The sequence below is a fragment of the Exiguobacterium sp. E17S genome (assembly GCF_057772545.1).
On the sequence record NZ_JBYLRU010000001.1, the window covers coordinates 537499 to 554527 of the forward strand.

General features: G+C 48.2%; 14 protein-coding genes. 8 read left to right on the top strand and 6 right to left on the bottom strand.

Annotation, left to right across the window (positions count from 1 at the left end; translation table 11 throughout):
- Positions 1-123 precede the first annotated feature (123 nt).
- The 5 genes from AC3B4V_RS02775 to AC3B4V_RS02795 form a co-directional block, all read right to left on the bottom strand.
- Complete coding sequence (locus tag AC3B4V_RS02775) at positions 124-1494, bottom strand: amino acid permease (RefSeq protein ID WP_488377676.1); 1371 nt, start codon at positions 1492-1494, stop codon at positions 124-126.
- Between the two features lie 163 nt (positions 1495-1657).
- Positions 1658-2539: a hypothetical protein gene (locus tag AC3B4V_RS02780; protein WP_488377677.1), complete on the bottom strand. Its 882-nt coding sequence runs from the start codon at positions 2537-2539 to the stop codon at positions 1658-1660.
- Positions 2540-2597: 58 nt separating this feature from the next.
- On the bottom strand, positions 2598-3191 hold the full coding sequence (uptA, locus tag AC3B4V_RS02785; RefSeq protein ID WP_488377678.1) for an undecaprenyl phosphate transporter UptA: 594 nt from the start codon (positions 3189-3191) through the stop codon (positions 2598-2600).
- Between the two features lie 123 nt (positions 3192-3314).
- On the bottom strand, positions 3315-4634 hold the full coding sequence (locus AC3B4V_RS02790; protein ID WP_488378218.1) for a Na+/H+ antiporter family protein: 1320 nt from the start codon (positions 4632-4634) through the stop codon (positions 3315-3317).
- 313 nt (positions 4635-4947) lie between these two features.
- Complete coding sequence (locus AC3B4V_RS02795) at positions 4948-5499, bottom strand: beta-class carbonic anhydrase (RefSeq protein ID WP_035397969.1); 552 nt, start codon at positions 5497-5499, stop codon at positions 4948-4950.
- 336 nt (positions 5500-5835) lie between these two features.
- Between AC3B4V_RS02795 and adhE the strand changes: the two genes are divergently transcribed.
- The 4 genes from adhE to AC3B4V_RS02815 all read left to right on the top strand — a co-directional run bounded on the left by adhE (position 5836) and on the right by AC3B4V_RS02815 (position 13186).
- Positions 5836-8430 (top strand): bifunctional acetaldehyde-CoA/alcohol dehydrogenase, encoded by a 2595-nt coding sequence (gene adhE, locus AC3B4V_RS02800; protein ID WP_411211724.1) that lies wholly within the window; start codon positions 5836-5838, stop codon positions 8428-8430.
- Positions 8431-8620: 190 nt separating this feature from the next.
- Positions 8621-10021 (top strand): hypothetical protein, encoded by a 1401-nt coding sequence (locus AC3B4V_RS02805; protein ID WP_488377679.1) that lies wholly within the window; start codon positions 8621-8623, stop codon positions 10019-10021.
- A 451-nt stretch (positions 10022-10472) separates the two neighbouring features.
- Positions 10473-11816, top strand: a complete 1344-nt coding sequence (locus tag AC3B4V_RS02810) for a metallophosphoesterase (RefSeq protein ID WP_488377680.1) — start codon at positions 10473-10475, stop codon at positions 11814-11816.
- Positions 11747-13186, top strand: coding sequence for a 5'-nucleotidase C-terminal domain-containing protein (locus tag AC3B4V_RS02815; RefSeq protein WP_488377681.1), 1440 nt, complete (start codon positions 11747-11749; stop codon positions 13184-13186). The genes AC3B4V_RS02810 and AC3B4V_RS02815 overlap by 70 nt, the downstream gene beginning before the upstream one ends.
- Before the next feature lie 38 nt (positions 13187-13224).
- Here AC3B4V_RS02815 and AC3B4V_RS02820 read toward each other — a convergent pair whose 3' ends face one another.
- Entirely contained in the window at positions 13225-14106 is an 882-nt protein-coding gene (locus AC3B4V_RS02820) for a LysR family transcriptional regulator (protein WP_326188125.1), read from the bottom strand.
- A gap of 101 nt (positions 14107-14207) precedes the next feature.
- On the opposite strand from AC3B4V_RS02820, the gene AC3B4V_RS02825 reads away from it, so the two are divergent.
- The 4 genes from AC3B4V_RS02825 to AC3B4V_RS02840 all read left to right on the top strand — a co-directional run bounded on the left by AC3B4V_RS02825 (position 14208) and on the right by AC3B4V_RS02840 (position 17025).
- Positions 14208-15227: a ketopantoate reductase family protein gene (locus AC3B4V_RS02825; protein ID WP_488377682.1), complete on the top strand. Its 1020-nt coding sequence runs from the start codon at positions 14208-14210 to the stop codon at positions 15225-15227.
- A 13-nt stretch (positions 15228-15240) separates the two neighbouring features.
- Complete coding sequence (locus AC3B4V_RS02830) at positions 15241-15978, top strand: acetoacetate decarboxylase (protein WP_488377683.1); 738 nt, start codon at positions 15241-15243, stop codon at positions 15976-15978.
- Between the two features lie 89 nt (positions 15979-16067).
- Positions 16068-16586: a GrpB family protein gene (locus AC3B4V_RS02835; protein ID WP_488377684.1), complete on the top strand. Its 519-nt coding sequence runs from the start codon at positions 16068-16070 to the stop codon at positions 16584-16586.
- Positions 16579-17025, top strand: coding sequence for a DinB family protein (locus tag AC3B4V_RS02840; protein WP_488377685.1), 447 nt, complete (start codon positions 16579-16581; stop codon positions 17023-17025). The genes AC3B4V_RS02835 and AC3B4V_RS02840 overlap by 8 nt, the downstream gene beginning before the upstream one ends.
- Positions 17026-17029: the final 4 nt, after the last annotated feature.

Genomic DNA, 17029 nt, shown 5'->3' on the forward strand with positions numbered 1-17029 from the left:
ACGTCTTAAGGGTTTAAGCGTTCGTGAAAAAATATCTATCATGAATATTATTCAATGTCAATATAGAAAATCATCTCCATCAAAAAACTCCTCTCATGCGGTCATGAGAGGAGAGACAGACGTTTATTTTTCGATTTTCGGTACTTTTACGATGTAATAGACGGTACTTAAGATCAAGAAAGCGACTCCGATTAAGATCGAGACGCGTGTCTCATCGTTGAACAACATCCCGATGAGCACTGTCACCAGCGCGACGATTGATAGATAGTTCGTCACTGGCGCACCGGGCATCTTGAACGGATGTGAGGCTGTCCGTTCACTTTCGAGTTTACGATACCGGATATGACTGATTAAAATCGCGAACCACGGTACCATCCCTGGTAGTACCGAAGCACTGTAGACATACACGAAGATGTTCGTATCCTTCCCGAGAACGAGTGGCAAGGTGATATCAAGAATGACACCGAAGAAAATCCCAATTGAAATCGCGAAGACCGTGTAGAATGGAATGCCGCGTTTGTTGACCTTTAAGAAGAAGGACGGCACTTGTCCTTTTTCAGCCAATGCATAGATCATCCGGCTTGCGCTGAAGATCCCGGAGTTACAACCGGATAAAGCGGCCGTGATGACGACGAAGTTGATGATACCGGCAGCAATCGTGACACCGACCTTAGCGAATGTCGCAACGAACGGACTACCGAGATCCGACAACTCATTCCACGGATACACCGTGACGATGATGAAGATGGATCCGACGTAGAAAATCAAGATTCGCCAGACGACACCATTGATCGCCTTCGTAATGTTCTTCTCTGGATCTTTCGTTTCTCCAGCTGTCACGCCGATCAACTCAACACCGATATAAGAGGCGAAGACGATCGAGAGCGCAAAAAAGAAGCCGGTGAAACCATTTGTGAAGAATCCACCGTTCGCCCAAAGATTCGAGAAGCCGACCGGATTTCCGTCATTCCCTAGACCAAAGAAGATGATGCCGAATCCAGCGACGATCATCAGAAGAATCGTTATTACCTTGATTGAGGCGAACCAGAACTCGAGTTCACCGAACATCTTGACGGAAGCGAGGTTCGCGAGCGTCAAGAGAATGATGACGACGACGCCTGGAATCCAAGTCGGTAGCTCCGGCCACCAGAAGCGTAGATAGGTTCCGACGGCGATGACTTCACTCATCCCGACGACGACCCAGTTGAAGATATTACTGCTTGCTGTCAAGAAACCAGCTGCTGGATGGATATAGTCGTTTGCGAACTTTGCGTACGAACCACTGTGAGGATGGGTGTAGACCATCTCACCAAGTGCCCGCATGATGAAAAAGATAAAGACTCCTGCTAGCATGTACGCGAGTAAGACGGATGGTCCCGTCCAAGCAATCGTACTCGATGCTCCAAGGAAAAGACCGACCCCGATCGTTCCTCCGAGTGCAATCATTTGTACCTGTCGTGCTGTTAAATCTCGTTTCAAATTCGAACTCATCATTTCCCCCAAAAAAATTCTGTGACGTCATAATGTTCAGACAATTCGTCCGAATAACTATAACGCTGAGTATACTATCCTCAGATAGAACTCGGCTAGTCTTTTTGAAAATTTGAAATGAGGTTTTCAAAAATCAGAAATTCATGAAACGATTGTGTAACAGCTTTCATTCGTTGGCAATCAAAGCCGGGAGGTGTCGTTCCAACTTACCGAAAAATAACTGATTCGAGGTGGATAAAACGATCAGATCTTGACGCATTGTAAGTTCACCTGACAGGATTTCACCCTGTTCAGACACGAATCGAATCGAGCGAATCGGCTGAAAGATCGTCTCATCCCGCTGTAATAATTGGACATCCTCATGATCGGCAGCGAGAAGGTATTCACCATGGCGAGCAAACTGGGAGAAAGCAATCGTTGGTGCTTCACAGACTAAATCCTCTTGACTGATACGGACGAAGCGAAAATCGGAATAATAGAAAAACCAGACTTCCTTTGACGAACAAACGTTTAGAGCGTAGCAGTCATCGATTGGATATTGACGATTCTTATACTGAACCTCACCACGATCGTTGAAGGCAACGAGACCAAACGCTCCGTTTGAACTCGTCATCGCGTCCGCATAAATGCCTTCATCGAAATAACTGACCCAGATCTGACCTTGTTCATCGATTTGAACGTTCTGAATCCCATCGTCGAGACAATAGCTATCGAGTAAGTGCCCTTGAACATCATAAATGAATGCATTCGGCATCCAGGAGCCGTCGATGTCGTCATCGCAGCGTGAGGCGACGAGCAGGAGCCGACCGTCCGGAAAACGATCAACAAACGAGAAATCGGTTTCTGACTGAGCGACGATCGTCGTCTTACGCCACTCGTCCTTTAATTGATGGATCGATAAAACCGTACGACCACGCGCTTCATCCAATGTCTCTTCGACGAGTAGGATGTGTCCGTCGACACTAATACCGGTCGCGACCGGATTACCATTCCGATAGGATGCAGTCAAACGACGGAGTGGAAAATGAGCAAGTGGGGATGTGTGCATGGCAGGACCTCCTGTTTGTTTAAAAAAGCAGTCCGTCACAAGACAGACTGCTAGTTGTTCAAACCGTTCGTTGACGGCGTTTGTAGATGACGTAGAAGATGATCAAGACAACGGCAGCGATTAAGACACCGTTCGTATACGGTGCTGCCACTTCCTTGATCGAGCGCCAGTTCGTTCCGAGCGTTTCACCAAGATACAGGAACAAGATCGACCATGGAATGATCGCAAGCACCGTATAGAGGGAGAACTTCGTTTGATCCATCTTAGCAAGACCTGCCGGAATCGAGATGGCATGACGAACGACGGGGATGAAACGGGCTCCGAAGATGACACCTTGTCCGTACTTTAAGAACCAACGCTCGGCTAAATCCAAGTGGTGCTCTGAGATCAAAACATACTTTCCGTACTTCAAGATCAATGGACGGCCACCGTATCGAGCGAACCAATATAAGAATAATTGCGAGAATAACCCACCGATGACGGCAGCGACGACGGCAAGCGGCCAGCCAATCGTTCCTTGGGAAATCATGAATCCACCGTAAGAGAGGACGATTTCACTCGGTATGATTTCAATCATCAACCCGAGGGCGATGCCGAAATATCCGAGATCGGCAAGCGAAAGTAAAACCTGGTTGACGACTTGAGATAACACGTTAGACAACTCCTTTGTATCAGTTCATTCCTTTATTTTAGAGAACCGAGGACAAAATGAAAAGGAAAAAAACGGAGACAATTCAAAAGACGGATTCGCGATGACAGCGAATCCGTCTTGTTTTTATAATACGACCGCAGCGATCGTACCGAAGATGAGTAATGGAATGTTGTAATGCAGGAACGTCGGAATGACCGTTTCTCGCATGTGATCGTGCTGACCATCGGCATTCAAACCACTCGTTGGTCCGAGTGTCGAGTCTGACGCAGGACTACCCGCGTCACCGAGCGCACCGGCTGTACCGATGATCGCAATCGTCGCTTCTAAGCTGAATCCGTACTGGATACAAAGTGGAACGAAGATGGCAGCGATGATCGGAACGGTCGAGAAACTCGAGCCGATCCCCATCGTGACGAGAAGACCAATCAAGAGCATGACGAAGGCGGCAACGAGTTGTGAATCGCCCATCAACGCTTTCGAATTCTCGACGAGTGGCTCGATATCGCCCGTCTTACGCAAGACGTTCGAGAAGCCGTTCGCTGAAATCATGACGAAACCGATGAATGACATCATGCGCATACCGCGTGTAATGACGTCATCTGCTTCACTGAAACGAACAAGACGAAGCAGCAAGAAGAGGATCAAACCAGTTGTTGCAGCGAGAATCATTGATTCTGTTTGCAGCTGGACGATCAATGTCGCGATGACGACGACACCACTTAAAGCAAGTTTCGTTTTCGTGATAACCGGGATTTCATAATCGTCCGGGGCGATATCACGAATTTCATATGTCCGCTCTTTCCGGTACGTATAAAGACCGATCAATAGACCGACGACCATTCCGAGTGCTGGAATCGCCATCGCTTCGATGACGGATGCCCCCGTTGTATCAAGACCATTTGCCTTCAGGTTCTTCAACAAAATCTGATTGAGATAGATGTCTCCGAATCCGACTGGTAAGAACATGTACGGTGTCACGAGACCGAACGTCATGATGATTGCAATCCGGCGTCGATCCATCTTCAACTGAGAAAAGAGACCAAGAAGCGGCGGAATAATAATCGGAATGAAGGCGATGTGAATTGGTAAAGCATTTTGTGAACTGATCGCAAGCAAGAGAATCGCGAACAAGATGAATCCTTTTAACTTTTTGACCGATGAGGCACTTGCATTACCTCGTGAACGTTCAATCAAGGCGTGCGCGAGTGCGTCCGGTAAGCCCGTTTTCGAGAGAGCAACGGCAAACGCACCAAGCATCGCGTAGCTCAGGGCGATTTCTGCCCCGTCGCCAAGACCACCTGAAAAAGCTTTCGTCGTTTCAGTTAAATCTAGACCACCGACGAGACCGCCGGCAAACGCACTGATGACCATCGCGAGCACGATGTGGACGCGGAAGATCGCTAAAATAAATAGTAAAAAGACGGCAAACAATACGGCGTTTATCATTCAGTAAAACCACACTTTCTTTTGTTATCACTGTACTATACTAAAGTATCTTACAGCCATGTTGGAATGCTGTCAAGAGTAAAAGTCTGACCTCGTAATCAAAAGATGAATGATACGCTTATTAGCTCTCTACAAAATGATACATTCTGTTATACTCCGAAGCATGAAGTGAGAAGCGTTTTGATCACTGAAAATGACTCATACGAAAAAACGTGCCATCCTTCTCCGGTAAGAGAGGATGGCACGTTATCTTTAGTTTAAAGCGGAGTAAATCATCCAATTCTATTTGCGTTTCTTCTATAGAGAGTGATCAGCAATCGACGACGTCAAGCTTACCAGTACCTGGATCGATGACGAGTCCGTGGACGTTCGTCCCAGGTGGCAGTAATGGGTGGTTCTTCACGAGGCTGACTGAGTGAGCGACGCTTTCTTGAACTGACGTGAAGCCACGCAACCATTGATTCAAATCAACCCCGGATACTTCGAGTGTATGAAGAATCTGTTGGTCGATTCCCCGATCCTTCATCTCGTTGATCATGTGGTTAGGATCAATCGTGCTCATGCCACAGTCGTGGTGACCGATGACGACGACTTCTTCAGCGCCAAGAGCATACAACGCAACGAGAATCGAGCGCATAACGGAGCCGAATGGGTGCGATAGGATAGCACCGGCATTTTTGATGATCTTCGCATCCCCGTTCTTAAGACCAAGTGCGTGTGGGAGGAGCTCCGTCAAGCGGGCATCCATACACGTCAGGATGACGACCTTTTTGTCTGGGAACTTATCCGAGACGAACTGTTCATACTGTTTTTCGGCGACGAATCGCTCGTTGAAGGCTAGCATTTCCTGTACAACTGACATTCAAGTGTCCTCCTTTAGTGGTAGCTCTTAATATGTACCCCATATCAGAATACAAGATGATGAAACGGCTATCAAGTCACGAAAATGCAAGGTGTGACAAATCGCACACATCCATGTACATGAAGCAAAACGATAAAAAAGAAGAATTTACAACAGTTGTAAACGCTATCAAAGGTGTGAGGGAATTCACAGGATGGTCATGCACAAAACAGGAAAAAGGGGTTATGATTGATTTGTGAAGGAAAGCACAAACTATTGAAAAACAGCTTGGCATTCCTGACATAATGGTTGGCAAATCAAACTCAGATTCGTTCCACGACAGGGAGGAAACCACTCATGGCTGTGAAAGAAAAAACAAAATCGACGGCAACACCGGTCGAACAAGCAGTTGGACAAATCGTTGAAAAAGGGCAACGTGCATTACAAGAATTACTGACATTCGATCAAGAAAAAATCGACACGATCGTCCGGGATATGGCACTTGCCGGACTCGAACGGCACGTCGAACTCGCGCGTCTCGCAGCAGAAGAGACAGGACGCGGTGTCTTTGAAGATAAGATGATTAAAAACATGTTTGCGACAGAATATATCTACAATAGTCTACGTCATGAAAAAACGGTCGGGATTCTCGAAGAAGACGTTCAAAATGGCATCACCTATATCGCTGAACCGGTCGGTGTCGTCTGTGGTGTCACACCGGTCACGAACCCGACATCAACGACGATGTTCAAAGCATTGATTGCGATCAAGACACGCAACCCGATCGTCTTCGCGTTCCACCCGTCGGCACAACGGTGTTCCGTCGAAGCAGCGAAAACACTCCGTGACGCAGCCATTAAAGCGGGGGCGCCAAAAGATTGTATTCAATGGGTGGAAGAACCATCACTTGAAGCAACGAAAGTCTTGATGAATCATGAAAAAATCGCCATGGTCCTTGCGACAGGTGGAGCAGGAATGGTCAAATCAGCGTATTCAACAGGTAAGCCGGCACTCGGTGTTGGACCAGGGAACGTTCCGTGTTACATCGAACAGTCTGCGAAAGTCAAACGGGCAGTCAGTGATCTCGTTCTTTCAAAAACGTTTGATAACGGGATGATCTGTGCGTCTGAGCAAGCTGTCATCGTCGACCAAGAGATTTATGCGACGGTTCGTGCAGAAATGGAAGCACTCGGTTGTTACTTCTGTACACCGGAAGAAAAACAACGCCTCGAATCACTCGTCATCAAAACCGATACATGTGCCGTCAACGCGGACATCGTCGGGAAACCTGCGACATGGATCGCGGAGAAAGCCGGCATCGATGTTCCGGAAACGACGGTCATGCTCGTCGCAGAACTCGAGCACGTCGGAGCGGCAGAACCATTGTCTCATGAGAAACTCAGTCCCGTCCTCGGTGCGTATCGCGTCGCTTCGACCGAAGAAGCGTTTACGATTGCCGAACAGATGCTTGAAATCGGTGGTCTCGGTCATACAGCCGTCATTCATACGACGAACGATGACTTGATGACAGCATTCGGACTCCGCATGAAAGCCTGCCGGATCCTCGTCAACAGCCCATCTGCTCATGGCGGAATCGGTGATCTGTACAACGAGTTGACACCATCATTGACACTCGGTTGCGGATCATACGGGAAAAACTCTGTATCTGAAAACGTAACAGCGAAACACTTACTCAACGTCAAAAAGGTGGCGAGACGACGCGTGAACATGCAATGGTTCAAGGTCCCTGAAAAAATCTACTTCGAAAAGAACTCCGTTCAGTACTTGCGGTCGATGACTGACGTTTCACGCGTCATGATTGTAACCGATCCAACGATGGTACAGTTCGGTTATGCCGATAAAGTGATTCAAAACTTGCCACAGTCCGTCAGTTACCGGATCTTCGACCAGGTCGAACCGGATCCATCGGTGACGACTGTTCAGACGGGTGCTCAAGCGATGCGTGACTTCAAGCCTGACTTGATCATCGCTCTCGGTGGTGGTTCAGCGATGGATGCTGCGAAAGGAATGTGGCTCTTCTACGAACAACCGAACGAAACGTTCTCGAACTTACGTCAAAAATTCCTTGATATCCGCAAACGGGCATATCAATTCCCGGCACTCGGTCGTCAAGCGAAGTTCGTCGCGATTCCGACGACTTCTGGTACGGGTTCAGAAGTGACACCGTTCACCGTCATCACGGATAAAGAGAAAAACGTCAAATACCCGATTGCTGACTATGCATTGACACCAGACGTCGCAATCGTTGATCCAGAATTCGTCATGACCGTCCCAGCTTCAATCACTGCTGATACCGGAATGGATGTCTTGACACATGCAACAGAAGCATACGTCTCGGTGCTTGCGAACGACTATACGGATGGACTGGCACTGAAAGCAATCAAGATGATCTTCGACTACTTGCCACGAGCATATGCTAACGGATCAGACGCCGAAGCACGCGAAAAAGTGCACAATGCGTCAACGATGGCAGGGATGGCATTCGCGAACGCCTTTCTCGGCATCAACCACTCGATCGCACACAAAATCGGTGGCGAGTTCCACACACCACACGGACGGACGAACGCGATCCTGATGCCACACGTCATTCGCTATAACGCGTCACGTCCAACGAAACTAGCAGCATTCCCGAAATATGAATCATTCGTCGCCGATGAGCGGTATGCCGACATCGCACGCTACCTCGGTCTTCCGGCAGCAACGACGGAACAAGGGGTCGAATCCCTCATCCAAGCCGTTGCTGATCTTGGACAACGTCTCAACATCAAGATGTCATTCAAGGCGCAAGGCATTCAAAAAGCAGACTTCGAGGCAAAACTCGACAAGATGGCGGTCGATGCTTTTGAGGATCAATGTACGACGGCGAATCCGAAGATGCCGCTTGTCGCTGAGTTACGGACGATCATGGAACAAGCGTACGAAGGTATCTAATAGAGAAAAATTACCATGGCACTTGATCGTTCAACCGGCTTCTCACTCTGAGAAGCCGGTTTTTGTTTTGGAAATCGATGGGGACAGTCAGAGAAAAGGTGGGATATAATGGCTGTTGAATGAATTTGATGTTTTTGGTTTCGCTGTAGCAGGAATATTCAAACATCAGACATGAAAAGGAGGAAATGGGATGGAGTCAAGGCAAGAAAGGAAACAACGACGGTTTTCCGTCTGGGATGTCCTGTTTGGCGTCCTCGTCGGTCTCATCTTTTTCGGTGTCATCTATGGTGTGATGGCATTTTTGACTTCACAAATCACCTCATCGTCAGACTATCAGGATCTCGTGACGCAGATGCAACAGGCGGACGTCTCTTGGAAAGATGCAGACATCACGGTGTCATTGATGCTTCTGTTCGTCGGTGGGCTGTCGATCACGATGCCGAGCGCGGTCCGGGAAGGAATCATCAATCAGGTACTCGACGCGAGTTCTGCCGGTGATGTCTTATCGTTGTTTGGGATCGACTTAAAACAGGTCCTCGCACCACTTACGTTCGATGTCTCTTACGGCACGTTACTCTATTCCGTTTTTGGCATCGGTTTGATCGTCCTGTTATTTTTAGTGTTACGGATTAAGGCAAGTCGTCTTGGGTGGACGATTCGATCGGTTAGTTTCTTCTTAACGGTCGGGATCATCTGGTTCGTCCTTGCTGGACGCGGAAACGACGTGCCATTCCTCTCGTTACAAGACGACTATGCGATGAGCGGGATCCTACCGCTTCTCGTCGTCAGTTTGCTTGGTTGGATGGCGTTCTTCCCGCAAAAGTTATCCGGACTGACAGCTGCCGGACGTGCCAGCTTGCTGATTTTGATGCTCGCTAGTACGCTCCAACTCGTCTTTACGGTGCAGGACGAAGCGGAATATGACGGTGATTCCTCACTACGGACGGCACTCACCGTCTCGAGTCTGAACGCCGGAAGTGGCGGGATGTACGACTGGATCCACGGCGGTCAAGTCGTGTATCAAGCAGACGTCCTAGGAGCGAATGCGGAAATCCCCGTCTCGATGTTGAACGGGGAGACCTCAACGGATCAGCTCAATGACTCGATCCAAAAAGTCGTCGATGGAATCGACACGGACCGGGTGACAGAACAATTGTTGACGTTACTCGGTGGAGAACGTCCGGATTTGTCAGCAACACAATTGAAGCTCGACCCTGTTGATTACGGTGTCGCGCGGCAGACGATCCAAGCGATTGATGCGGAATCGGCAGGAGCGACGCCACCGAATGTCTCCAGTGAGAGTGCGTACTGGGTGCTGTTGCTTGTAACGTTTGCGATCTACTTCGTCTGTAGTATCCGCAGCTTCAAGTCGATCATCGATCCGTTCGTTTTTGCGATCGCAATCGGTGTCATCAGCTTCATCGTCAGTCTAGCTTCATCCGTTCAGTTCGCGATGAAATGGCGTAATGACGTCTTATTCGAGTTCGCTCAACAGACGGCAGGGTGGACGGTACTATTCGCCGCAGGGCTTGCGTTACTTGCTGGAATTCTTGGTTATGTCGTCCGTCGGAAACCAGAGAAAACGGTGTAAAGGGACATGGGGTGGTGAAGTCCTGTACCATGAATCCAATCGACGAACGTTGCTGTCATGCTCGCTTTCCGTAGGCGAGAGGTAAGTCGCGTATCCTAAACTGCGACCGGATCTCACCTGACCCTGACGAAAGCGAAAACCATGCTTTCTTTCCCTGTAGGAGTCGAGAAGGAACAGTTACGTTCTACATCAAGCATAAACGATACGTTTTCAGGTTCATGTCCTGAAATGTATCGTTTTTTTACGTGGTTTATCTCATTTGTATCATCTCCTTTTTTTACCATGTAAACTTGGTTTGTAAAGGGAAAATCAACAATGTTAAGCCAGTATTTGGAATTAGTTAAGTAGGTTAAATAAGACGGATGTCCGACCTATTTGAAAGGACTATTAGCTATAATCGAACCATGCTAAATTAATGAAGCAGTTAAAACTTCCTGGGGGGAAAATCCATATGAAAAAAGCTACGAAACTCGTCATCGCGTCGACGTTGATCGCACCGATGCTCGTACCAGTCGTCCAAGTCAAGACACTTGCTGCCGACAACAGTGTCGTTAAGTTACGTTTCCTAGAAACAACGGATTTACATACGAACTCAATGAACTACGATTACTTCAAAGATGCACAGGACGAAACGATCGGTCTCGTCAAAGCCGCTACGGTCATCAAACAACAACAAACTGAAGTGGGTGCAACGAATAGCTTCTTGTTCGATAACGGGGACACGCTTCAAGGAACGCCGTTCGGCGACTATGTCAAGAATCAGTATGACAAAGGAAACAAAGGCAAACATCCGATGTACGAATTGATGGAATACCTCGGTTATGATGCGGTCACGCTCGGGAACCATGAGTTCAATTTCGGACTGGATTTCCTCAAGTCGGCGATGAGTGCTTCGAGCGGTTCAATCAAATTCGTCAACTCGAACGTATTGGATGCCGTCACGAAAAAGCCGATCGTCGCGGATTACAACAAAGATGGAAAAGACTATCAAATCATCGAACGTCAAGTCAAGGACCAGAACGGTGACATGAAAACAGTCAAGGTGGGTGTGTTCGGAGTCGTCACGCCACAAATCATGGCATGGGATGCGGGGAACCTGACGGGGAAAGTCACGGCTGAAGATATCATCCCGACTGCTAAAGCAACAGCGAAAAAATTAAAAGATGCTGGCGCAGACGTCGTCGTGGCACTCGCACACACAGGTATCGGGGATACGACGGATCAAAAAGATGGCGATGAGAACGTCGGCTACGCGTTGACGAAAGTCGCAGACATCGATGTCTTGATGACAGGTCATCAGCACGGGAAGTTCCCAGCAGTCGATTCAGCGTTCAATAAATTGCCGAATGTTGATGCTGCGAACGGTCTAATCAATGGCAAACCAGTCGTCATGGCAAACACACAAGGGAAAAACGTCGGTGTCATCGATCTTGAGTTGAAGCAAGTCGACGGGAAATGGGTCGTTGATACGTCTGGTGCGAAACTAGCGGACGTGACGAAAGACACGACAGCAGATGCCGGTGCCGTCAAGTTGATTGAAAAAGCACATGAAGGAACACTCGCGTACATTCGTCAAGAAGTCGGAACGATTAATGATGACATCCAAAGTTTCTTCGCTCTCGCACAAGACGATGATTCCGTTCAGTTCGTAACGAACGCTCAGAATGGTATGTCGAGAAACAACTTAAAGAAAATGCCGATCTCGCGAAATATAAAGATCTTCCATTGTTGTCAGCCGGTGCACCATTCAAGACTGGTGGTCGTAACCAAGTCAACGCATCCGATTATACATTGATCAAAAAAGGACCAATCGCACTCAAGAACGTCGCCGATCTCTATGTTTACCCGAACACACTCGAAGTCGTCAAAGTAACCGGTGCTGACGTCAAAGACTGGCTCGAAATGTCTGCGGGGCAGTTCAACCAAGTCGGCGGTGAGCAAACGAACTTATTGAACAAAGATTTCCGTAGCTACAACTTCGATATCCTCGATGGATTGACGTATGAAATCGACATCACGAAACCAGCGAAGTTTGACTATAACGGTGTCGTCGTCAATAAAGACGCAAACCGTGTTCAAAACATCAAGTATCAAGGTAAAGCGATCGCCGACGACCAAGAATTCCTTGTCGCGACGAACAACTATCGCGCAGGCAGTGCGACGTTCCCGGGTCTTGGCGGCGGAAAGAACATCGTCTACAAATCAGCCTACGAAACACGTAACGTCATTTCGGACTTCATCAAAGCGAAACAACCGGTTGATTATAAAGCCGATGACAACTGGTCACTCGTCGCAAGCAAACCGACGACGGTCAGCTTTGATTCAGCGGTTGCAGCTGCACCGTACGTCAAGCGTTATGAAGGCATCACGAACACAGGTGAAACACGTCCAGGTGAGACAGGTACGTTCCTCAAATTCAACATGAACGTGCCGATGAAAGACTTCACTGTCTCAGCAAAAGCAGTCAAACCAGGGGCAAAAGTCGTCACAGGTCAAGCCGTTCCAGGTGCGAAAGTCACAGTCAAACTTGGCGAAAAAGTCCTTGGTACAGCAACAGCAAACGAAGTGGGTCAATACGAAGTCGTGACACGTCCGCTCAAATTGCGTGACAAGTTGACCATCGTCTCGGAACTTAGCTTCATGAAGACAGAAACGAACGTCACAGTCGGCACAGGTGTCGTTGCGACACCAGCGATCGATAAAAAGTCAGCAGTATACGGTTCAACGGTCCTCCGCGGTAAAGCAACGGAAGGTCTTGACGTGACGCTCTATAAAGGATCAACGAAGATCGCGAAAGCGAAAACGACGGCAAGCGGCTTCAAGATTGCGGTCAAAAATGGTCTAACGACAGGTACGTACACGGTCAAGTCGACAGACATCTCGAACAAGATCACGAAAAAGGCGTCGTTCACGATTAAGAACACGTATCCGGTCAAAAAATGGTCAGGCAAAAAGACGTTGACAGGTAAAGTCGAAAAACGACAAATCGTCCGCCTCTACCAAAAAACAGAAGCTGGTTATCAATTGCTCGCTCAAGACGTAGCGGATCAGCACGGGAACTATGTCTTGAAGATGCGTAAGGCATTGACGAACGGCTCGTACAAACTCAACATCTATACAGCGAAAGATCATCTCGATCAGTCACGCTACTTCATTACGAAGTAATATCTCACATGGATGTCTGCATATGCAGGCATCCGTTTTTATTTGATTAGATACGTGCGTTGCGAGAGCAGAAACCGTTTAATGCGTTCATAGATGATTGCTTGCTCGACCGTCAATTGATCCGTCGCGTGCGACATGTAGAGTTGTGAGGTAACGGTAAACACATCGTCTGTGATGAAGGGAAGTCCCATCTCGCGACAGACGGAGACGGGAACGAAGCTGAAATACCGTTGTTGGCGTAAGGCGAGTTGCAGTGAGACGTCATCAATATAGTGCGAGGTATCGGCATAGATGTTTAGTTCCGCCATCTTCAATTGGATGAAGCGGTTGTAGTCCTTATTGTGGGAGGGAAACAAAAAGGCAGTCTCCGTTGCATCCGTATAGAGCGTCGTAATCGCTTCTTTCTCTGAATAAGAAGCAGGATAGGTGATGACGATATCTTCCTCCACGATCGGTTCGCTCGTAATGAGCGGGTGCTTGAGTTCCATGAAGCTGATCGAGAAATGGAATTCTTGATGAAGCAGACCGCTTAAAATGTCGCGGTTCGAGAGGATGTCCGAATTGAACAAGGGCGCCGTCTGCGGCAGGAGAAATTCTCGTAGAATCAATTGGATGAAACGACCATGCGAACTGGCAAGACTGAGTGTCGTTTCAGAAGAGGCATCATTTCGTATCATTCTTTCCTGGACCCGTGTCAGCTCGTGTTCGATTTTTTCGACTGATTGCAGCAGAAGTCGTCCATTGTCGGTCAAGCTGATCGTTCTGCCCTTTCGATGAAACAACGTCGTATTTAATTCACGTTCCAGTTTTTTGATCGTCGCACTGAGGGCAGGTTGGCTGATGAATAATCGTTCGGCAGCACGCGTCACGTTCAATTCCTCCGCGACGTGACGAAAATAATTCAAATGTAAGAGTTCCATGATATCCTCCTGACATAATCTATAGGTTATTAAAATATATAAATATATATATTTCTGTTTATGATGAAATCAGTATATCGTAAATACCAGAGGTGATAGATATGAAAATCGGAATTTACGGAGCAGGATCACTAGGAACCATCATGGGAGCTTATTTAAGTCAACAGTATGAGGATGTCGATTTGATCGATACGAATCGCGCACATATCGAAGCGCTGAACACAACAGGCGCGCATGTCATTGGACCAGATTTGACGCAAGCCGTCCATGCGATGCATCCGGATGACATCACGGAGATGTACGATATCGTATTGTTGCTGACGAAGCAGGTCTACAATGAACCGGTTCTGGCGAAAGTCCGGACGATCTTGAAGGAAGACGGGATTCTCGTCTCCTTGCAGAACGGTGTACCGGAAGAATTCATTCAACAACAGATTCCACGCGAACGTATCATCGCGGGATCCGTCGAGTTCGGAGCGACATACGTCGGACCAGGTGAGTCACGTCTGACATCGGATTACGAGCACTTCAAGACGTATGCGATGCAAATCGGTGAACTGGACGGTAAGAAGACGGACCGGATCGTCCAACTGAAGGGTATCCTTGATCACATCGGTGGAACGGAGATCTCTGATAATCTGCCGGGAACGAAATGGTCAAAACTCGTCATCAATAGTACGTTCAGTGGGTTATCCGCTGCGTGTAACGGTACGTATGGCGACGTTCTCGATCATCCGATCTTGTTACGGGCAGCAATCCATACGATGCAGGAAGTCGTTGAAGTCGGTCACGCCCACGGCATCACATTCGCGCCGATGAGTACGTTTGAGCCGGCAGCCTACGCAACACTAGACGATATCGATGAAAAATTGAGCACCGTGCCACAATTGATGCACGGGTCGCGTGACTTAGAGGCGAGCATGTTGCAGGACTTACAAAAAGGGCAACCGACCGAAATTCGTTTCATCAATGGGATCGTCACAATGTACGGCAACACGTACGATATCAAAACACCGTTCAACTCACTCATTCAAGAAATCGTCGAGGAAGCGCAAACAGCGAAGACAGTTCCTGATTTTGAAACAAGTGTCACACACTTTGCCGCATTGTTAAACGCATAAAGGAGGAATTCAAATGAAACAGAGCGATGTAAAGAACGTCGTCGCGACGCCGATCAATGCACCGGTCTTTCCGGCGGTCGATATCTTTTTTCGGAATCGGGAATACTTAAACATCATCTATGAGACAGACATCGAAGCGTTACAAGCAGTCGTTCCTGAACCGCTCGAGGTGCTGAGTAATCAGATCAAGTTTGAGATCATCAATATGCCGGATAGCACGGGTCTTGGGAGTTATCTTGAGTGCGGACAAGTCATTCCGGTTCGGTATCAAGGAGAGGTCGGTGAGTTTTACCTCTCGATGTATGTCAACAATCAGCCGGCGATCGCCTCTGGTCGTGAAGTAGCTGCGTTTCCGAAGAAGTATGGTTCACCCCGGCTCTATCTCGACAATGATGTACTCGTTGGAACGCTTGACTATCATTCACTTCGTGTCGCCCAAGCGACGATGGGATACAAATATGTTCCGATGGCGGTCGAAGAAGCACAATCAATCGTCGGTGCACCGCAATTCATGCTCAAACAACATCGTGGCTATCAAGGTGAGTTGATCATCTCCGAACTGACGCGGAGTCAAATCACGGATCTTGAGATTAAAGAGGCATACCGTGGACCGGCGCGACTTCAGTTATTCGAACATGTCATGGCACCACTCGCTGACTTCCCTGTTCGGAAGATCGTCGATGCCCAGCATATCATCGCTGATCTTCGACTTGGTGGACCTGTGAAACTGTATGATTATTTAACGGATTAAAGACGCTTAACATTAACGACCTCCAAAATGGATGGTCGTTTTGTTTTACCCCAAAAACTGGCATACTGAATTAAGAGGGGGAAACGACCATGCGACAAGTCATTGTGTTACCGTATCAATCAGAATGGGCGAGTGAATATATGCGAGAAGCGGACCGGTTACGAGACGTGTTCGGAGCACGTCTTAAGCAGATCTATCATATGGGGAGCACATCAGTTCCAGGACTCGCAGCAAAACCGATCATCGATATCTTACCCGTCGTCGATGCGCTTGAGGGGATCGAGCAGTTCGATGCACAGATGGAAGCAATCGGTTACGAAGCGAAGGGTGAATTCGGGATGCCGGGGCGTCGGTACTACCGAAAAGGTGGAGACGAACGGACGCATCACATCCATCTCTATGCGGCGGGAAATCGAGAAATCATGCGTCATCTTGTCTTTCGGGATTACTTACGTACCCATCCAGAAGAAGCCGCCGCTTACGGAGCATTAAAGCAACAATTAGCGGCGACATATCCGCTTGATATCGAAGCCTATATCGCCGGCAAGGATGCGCTCGTCAAGGAACTCGAACAACGTGCGATCGCTTGGGGGAATGCGCATGACTGACTGGGAACATGCTCTCATCCGCCATGTCGGCGTTGGTGTGAAGACGTCGAAAGAATTATTTGAGAAGATCGAGGCGCAGGACTGGGACGCGCGACCAATCCCCGGGAAACGGACCGTCGGTGAAGTCGCTGTCCATCTCGCTGTGTTACTTGAAGCCGATTTGATGATTGCAGAAGGGGCGACGGCTGAAACGATGCAGGCGTTTTATGCGGAACCGGTCCCGCGCGATCAGTTAAATGAGCGAATCAATCGTGCGTTTTCTATCTATCAGAAGAAAGTCACGAACGGATTTACGACGCGTCCGACGTACTGGGGCGTTACCGACTCGATGAACGGCTGGACAATCGAAGCAGCCGTGCATCTCTATCATCATCGATCCCAGTTATTTGATTACTTGAACATCCTTGGGTACGAGCTAGAGATCTCGTTATTTGAATGAATGG

Coding starts and splice junctions, on each gene's coding strand:
- AC3B4V_RS02775 (WP_488377676.1), bottom strand. CDS start 1,494: ATGATGAGTTCGAATTTGAAACGAGATTTAACAGCACGACAGGTACAA.
- AC3B4V_RS02780 (WP_488377677.1), bottom strand. CDS start 2,539: ATGCACACATCCCCACTTGCTCATTTTCCACTCCGTCGTTTGACTGCA.
- AC3B4V_RS02795 (WP_035397969.1), bottom strand. CDS start 5,499: ATGTCAGTTGTACAGGAAATGCTAGCCTTCAACGAGCGATTCGTCGCC.
- adhE (WP_411211724.1), top strand. CDS start 5,836: ATGGCTGTGAAAGAAAAAACAAAATCGACGGCAACACCGGTCGAACAA.
- AC3B4V_RS02805 (WP_488377679.1), top strand. CDS start 8,621: ATGGAGTCAAGGCAAGAAAGGAAACAACGACGGTTTTCCGTCTGGGAT.
- AC3B4V_RS02810 (WP_488377680.1), top strand. CDS start 10,473: ATGAAAAAAGCTACGAAACTCGTCATCGCGTCGACGTTGATCGCACCG.
- AC3B4V_RS02820 (WP_326188125.1), bottom strand. CDS start 14,106: ATGGAACTCTTACATTTGAATTATTTTCGTCACGTCGCGGAGGAATTG.
- AC3B4V_RS02825 (WP_488377682.1), top strand. CDS start 14,208: ATGAAAATCGGAATTTACGGAGCAGGATCACTAGGAACCATCATGGGA.
- AC3B4V_RS02830 (WP_488377683.1), top strand. CDS start 15,241: ATGAAACAGAGCGATGTAAAGAACGTCGTCGCGACGCCGATCAATGCA.
- AC3B4V_RS02835 (WP_488377684.1), top strand. CDS start 16,068: ATGCGACAAGTCATTGTGTTACCGTATCAATCAGAATGGGCGAGTGAA.
- AC3B4V_RS02840 (WP_488377685.1), top strand. CDS start 16,579: ATGACTGACTGGGAACATGCTCTCATCCGCCATGTCGGCGTTGGTGTG.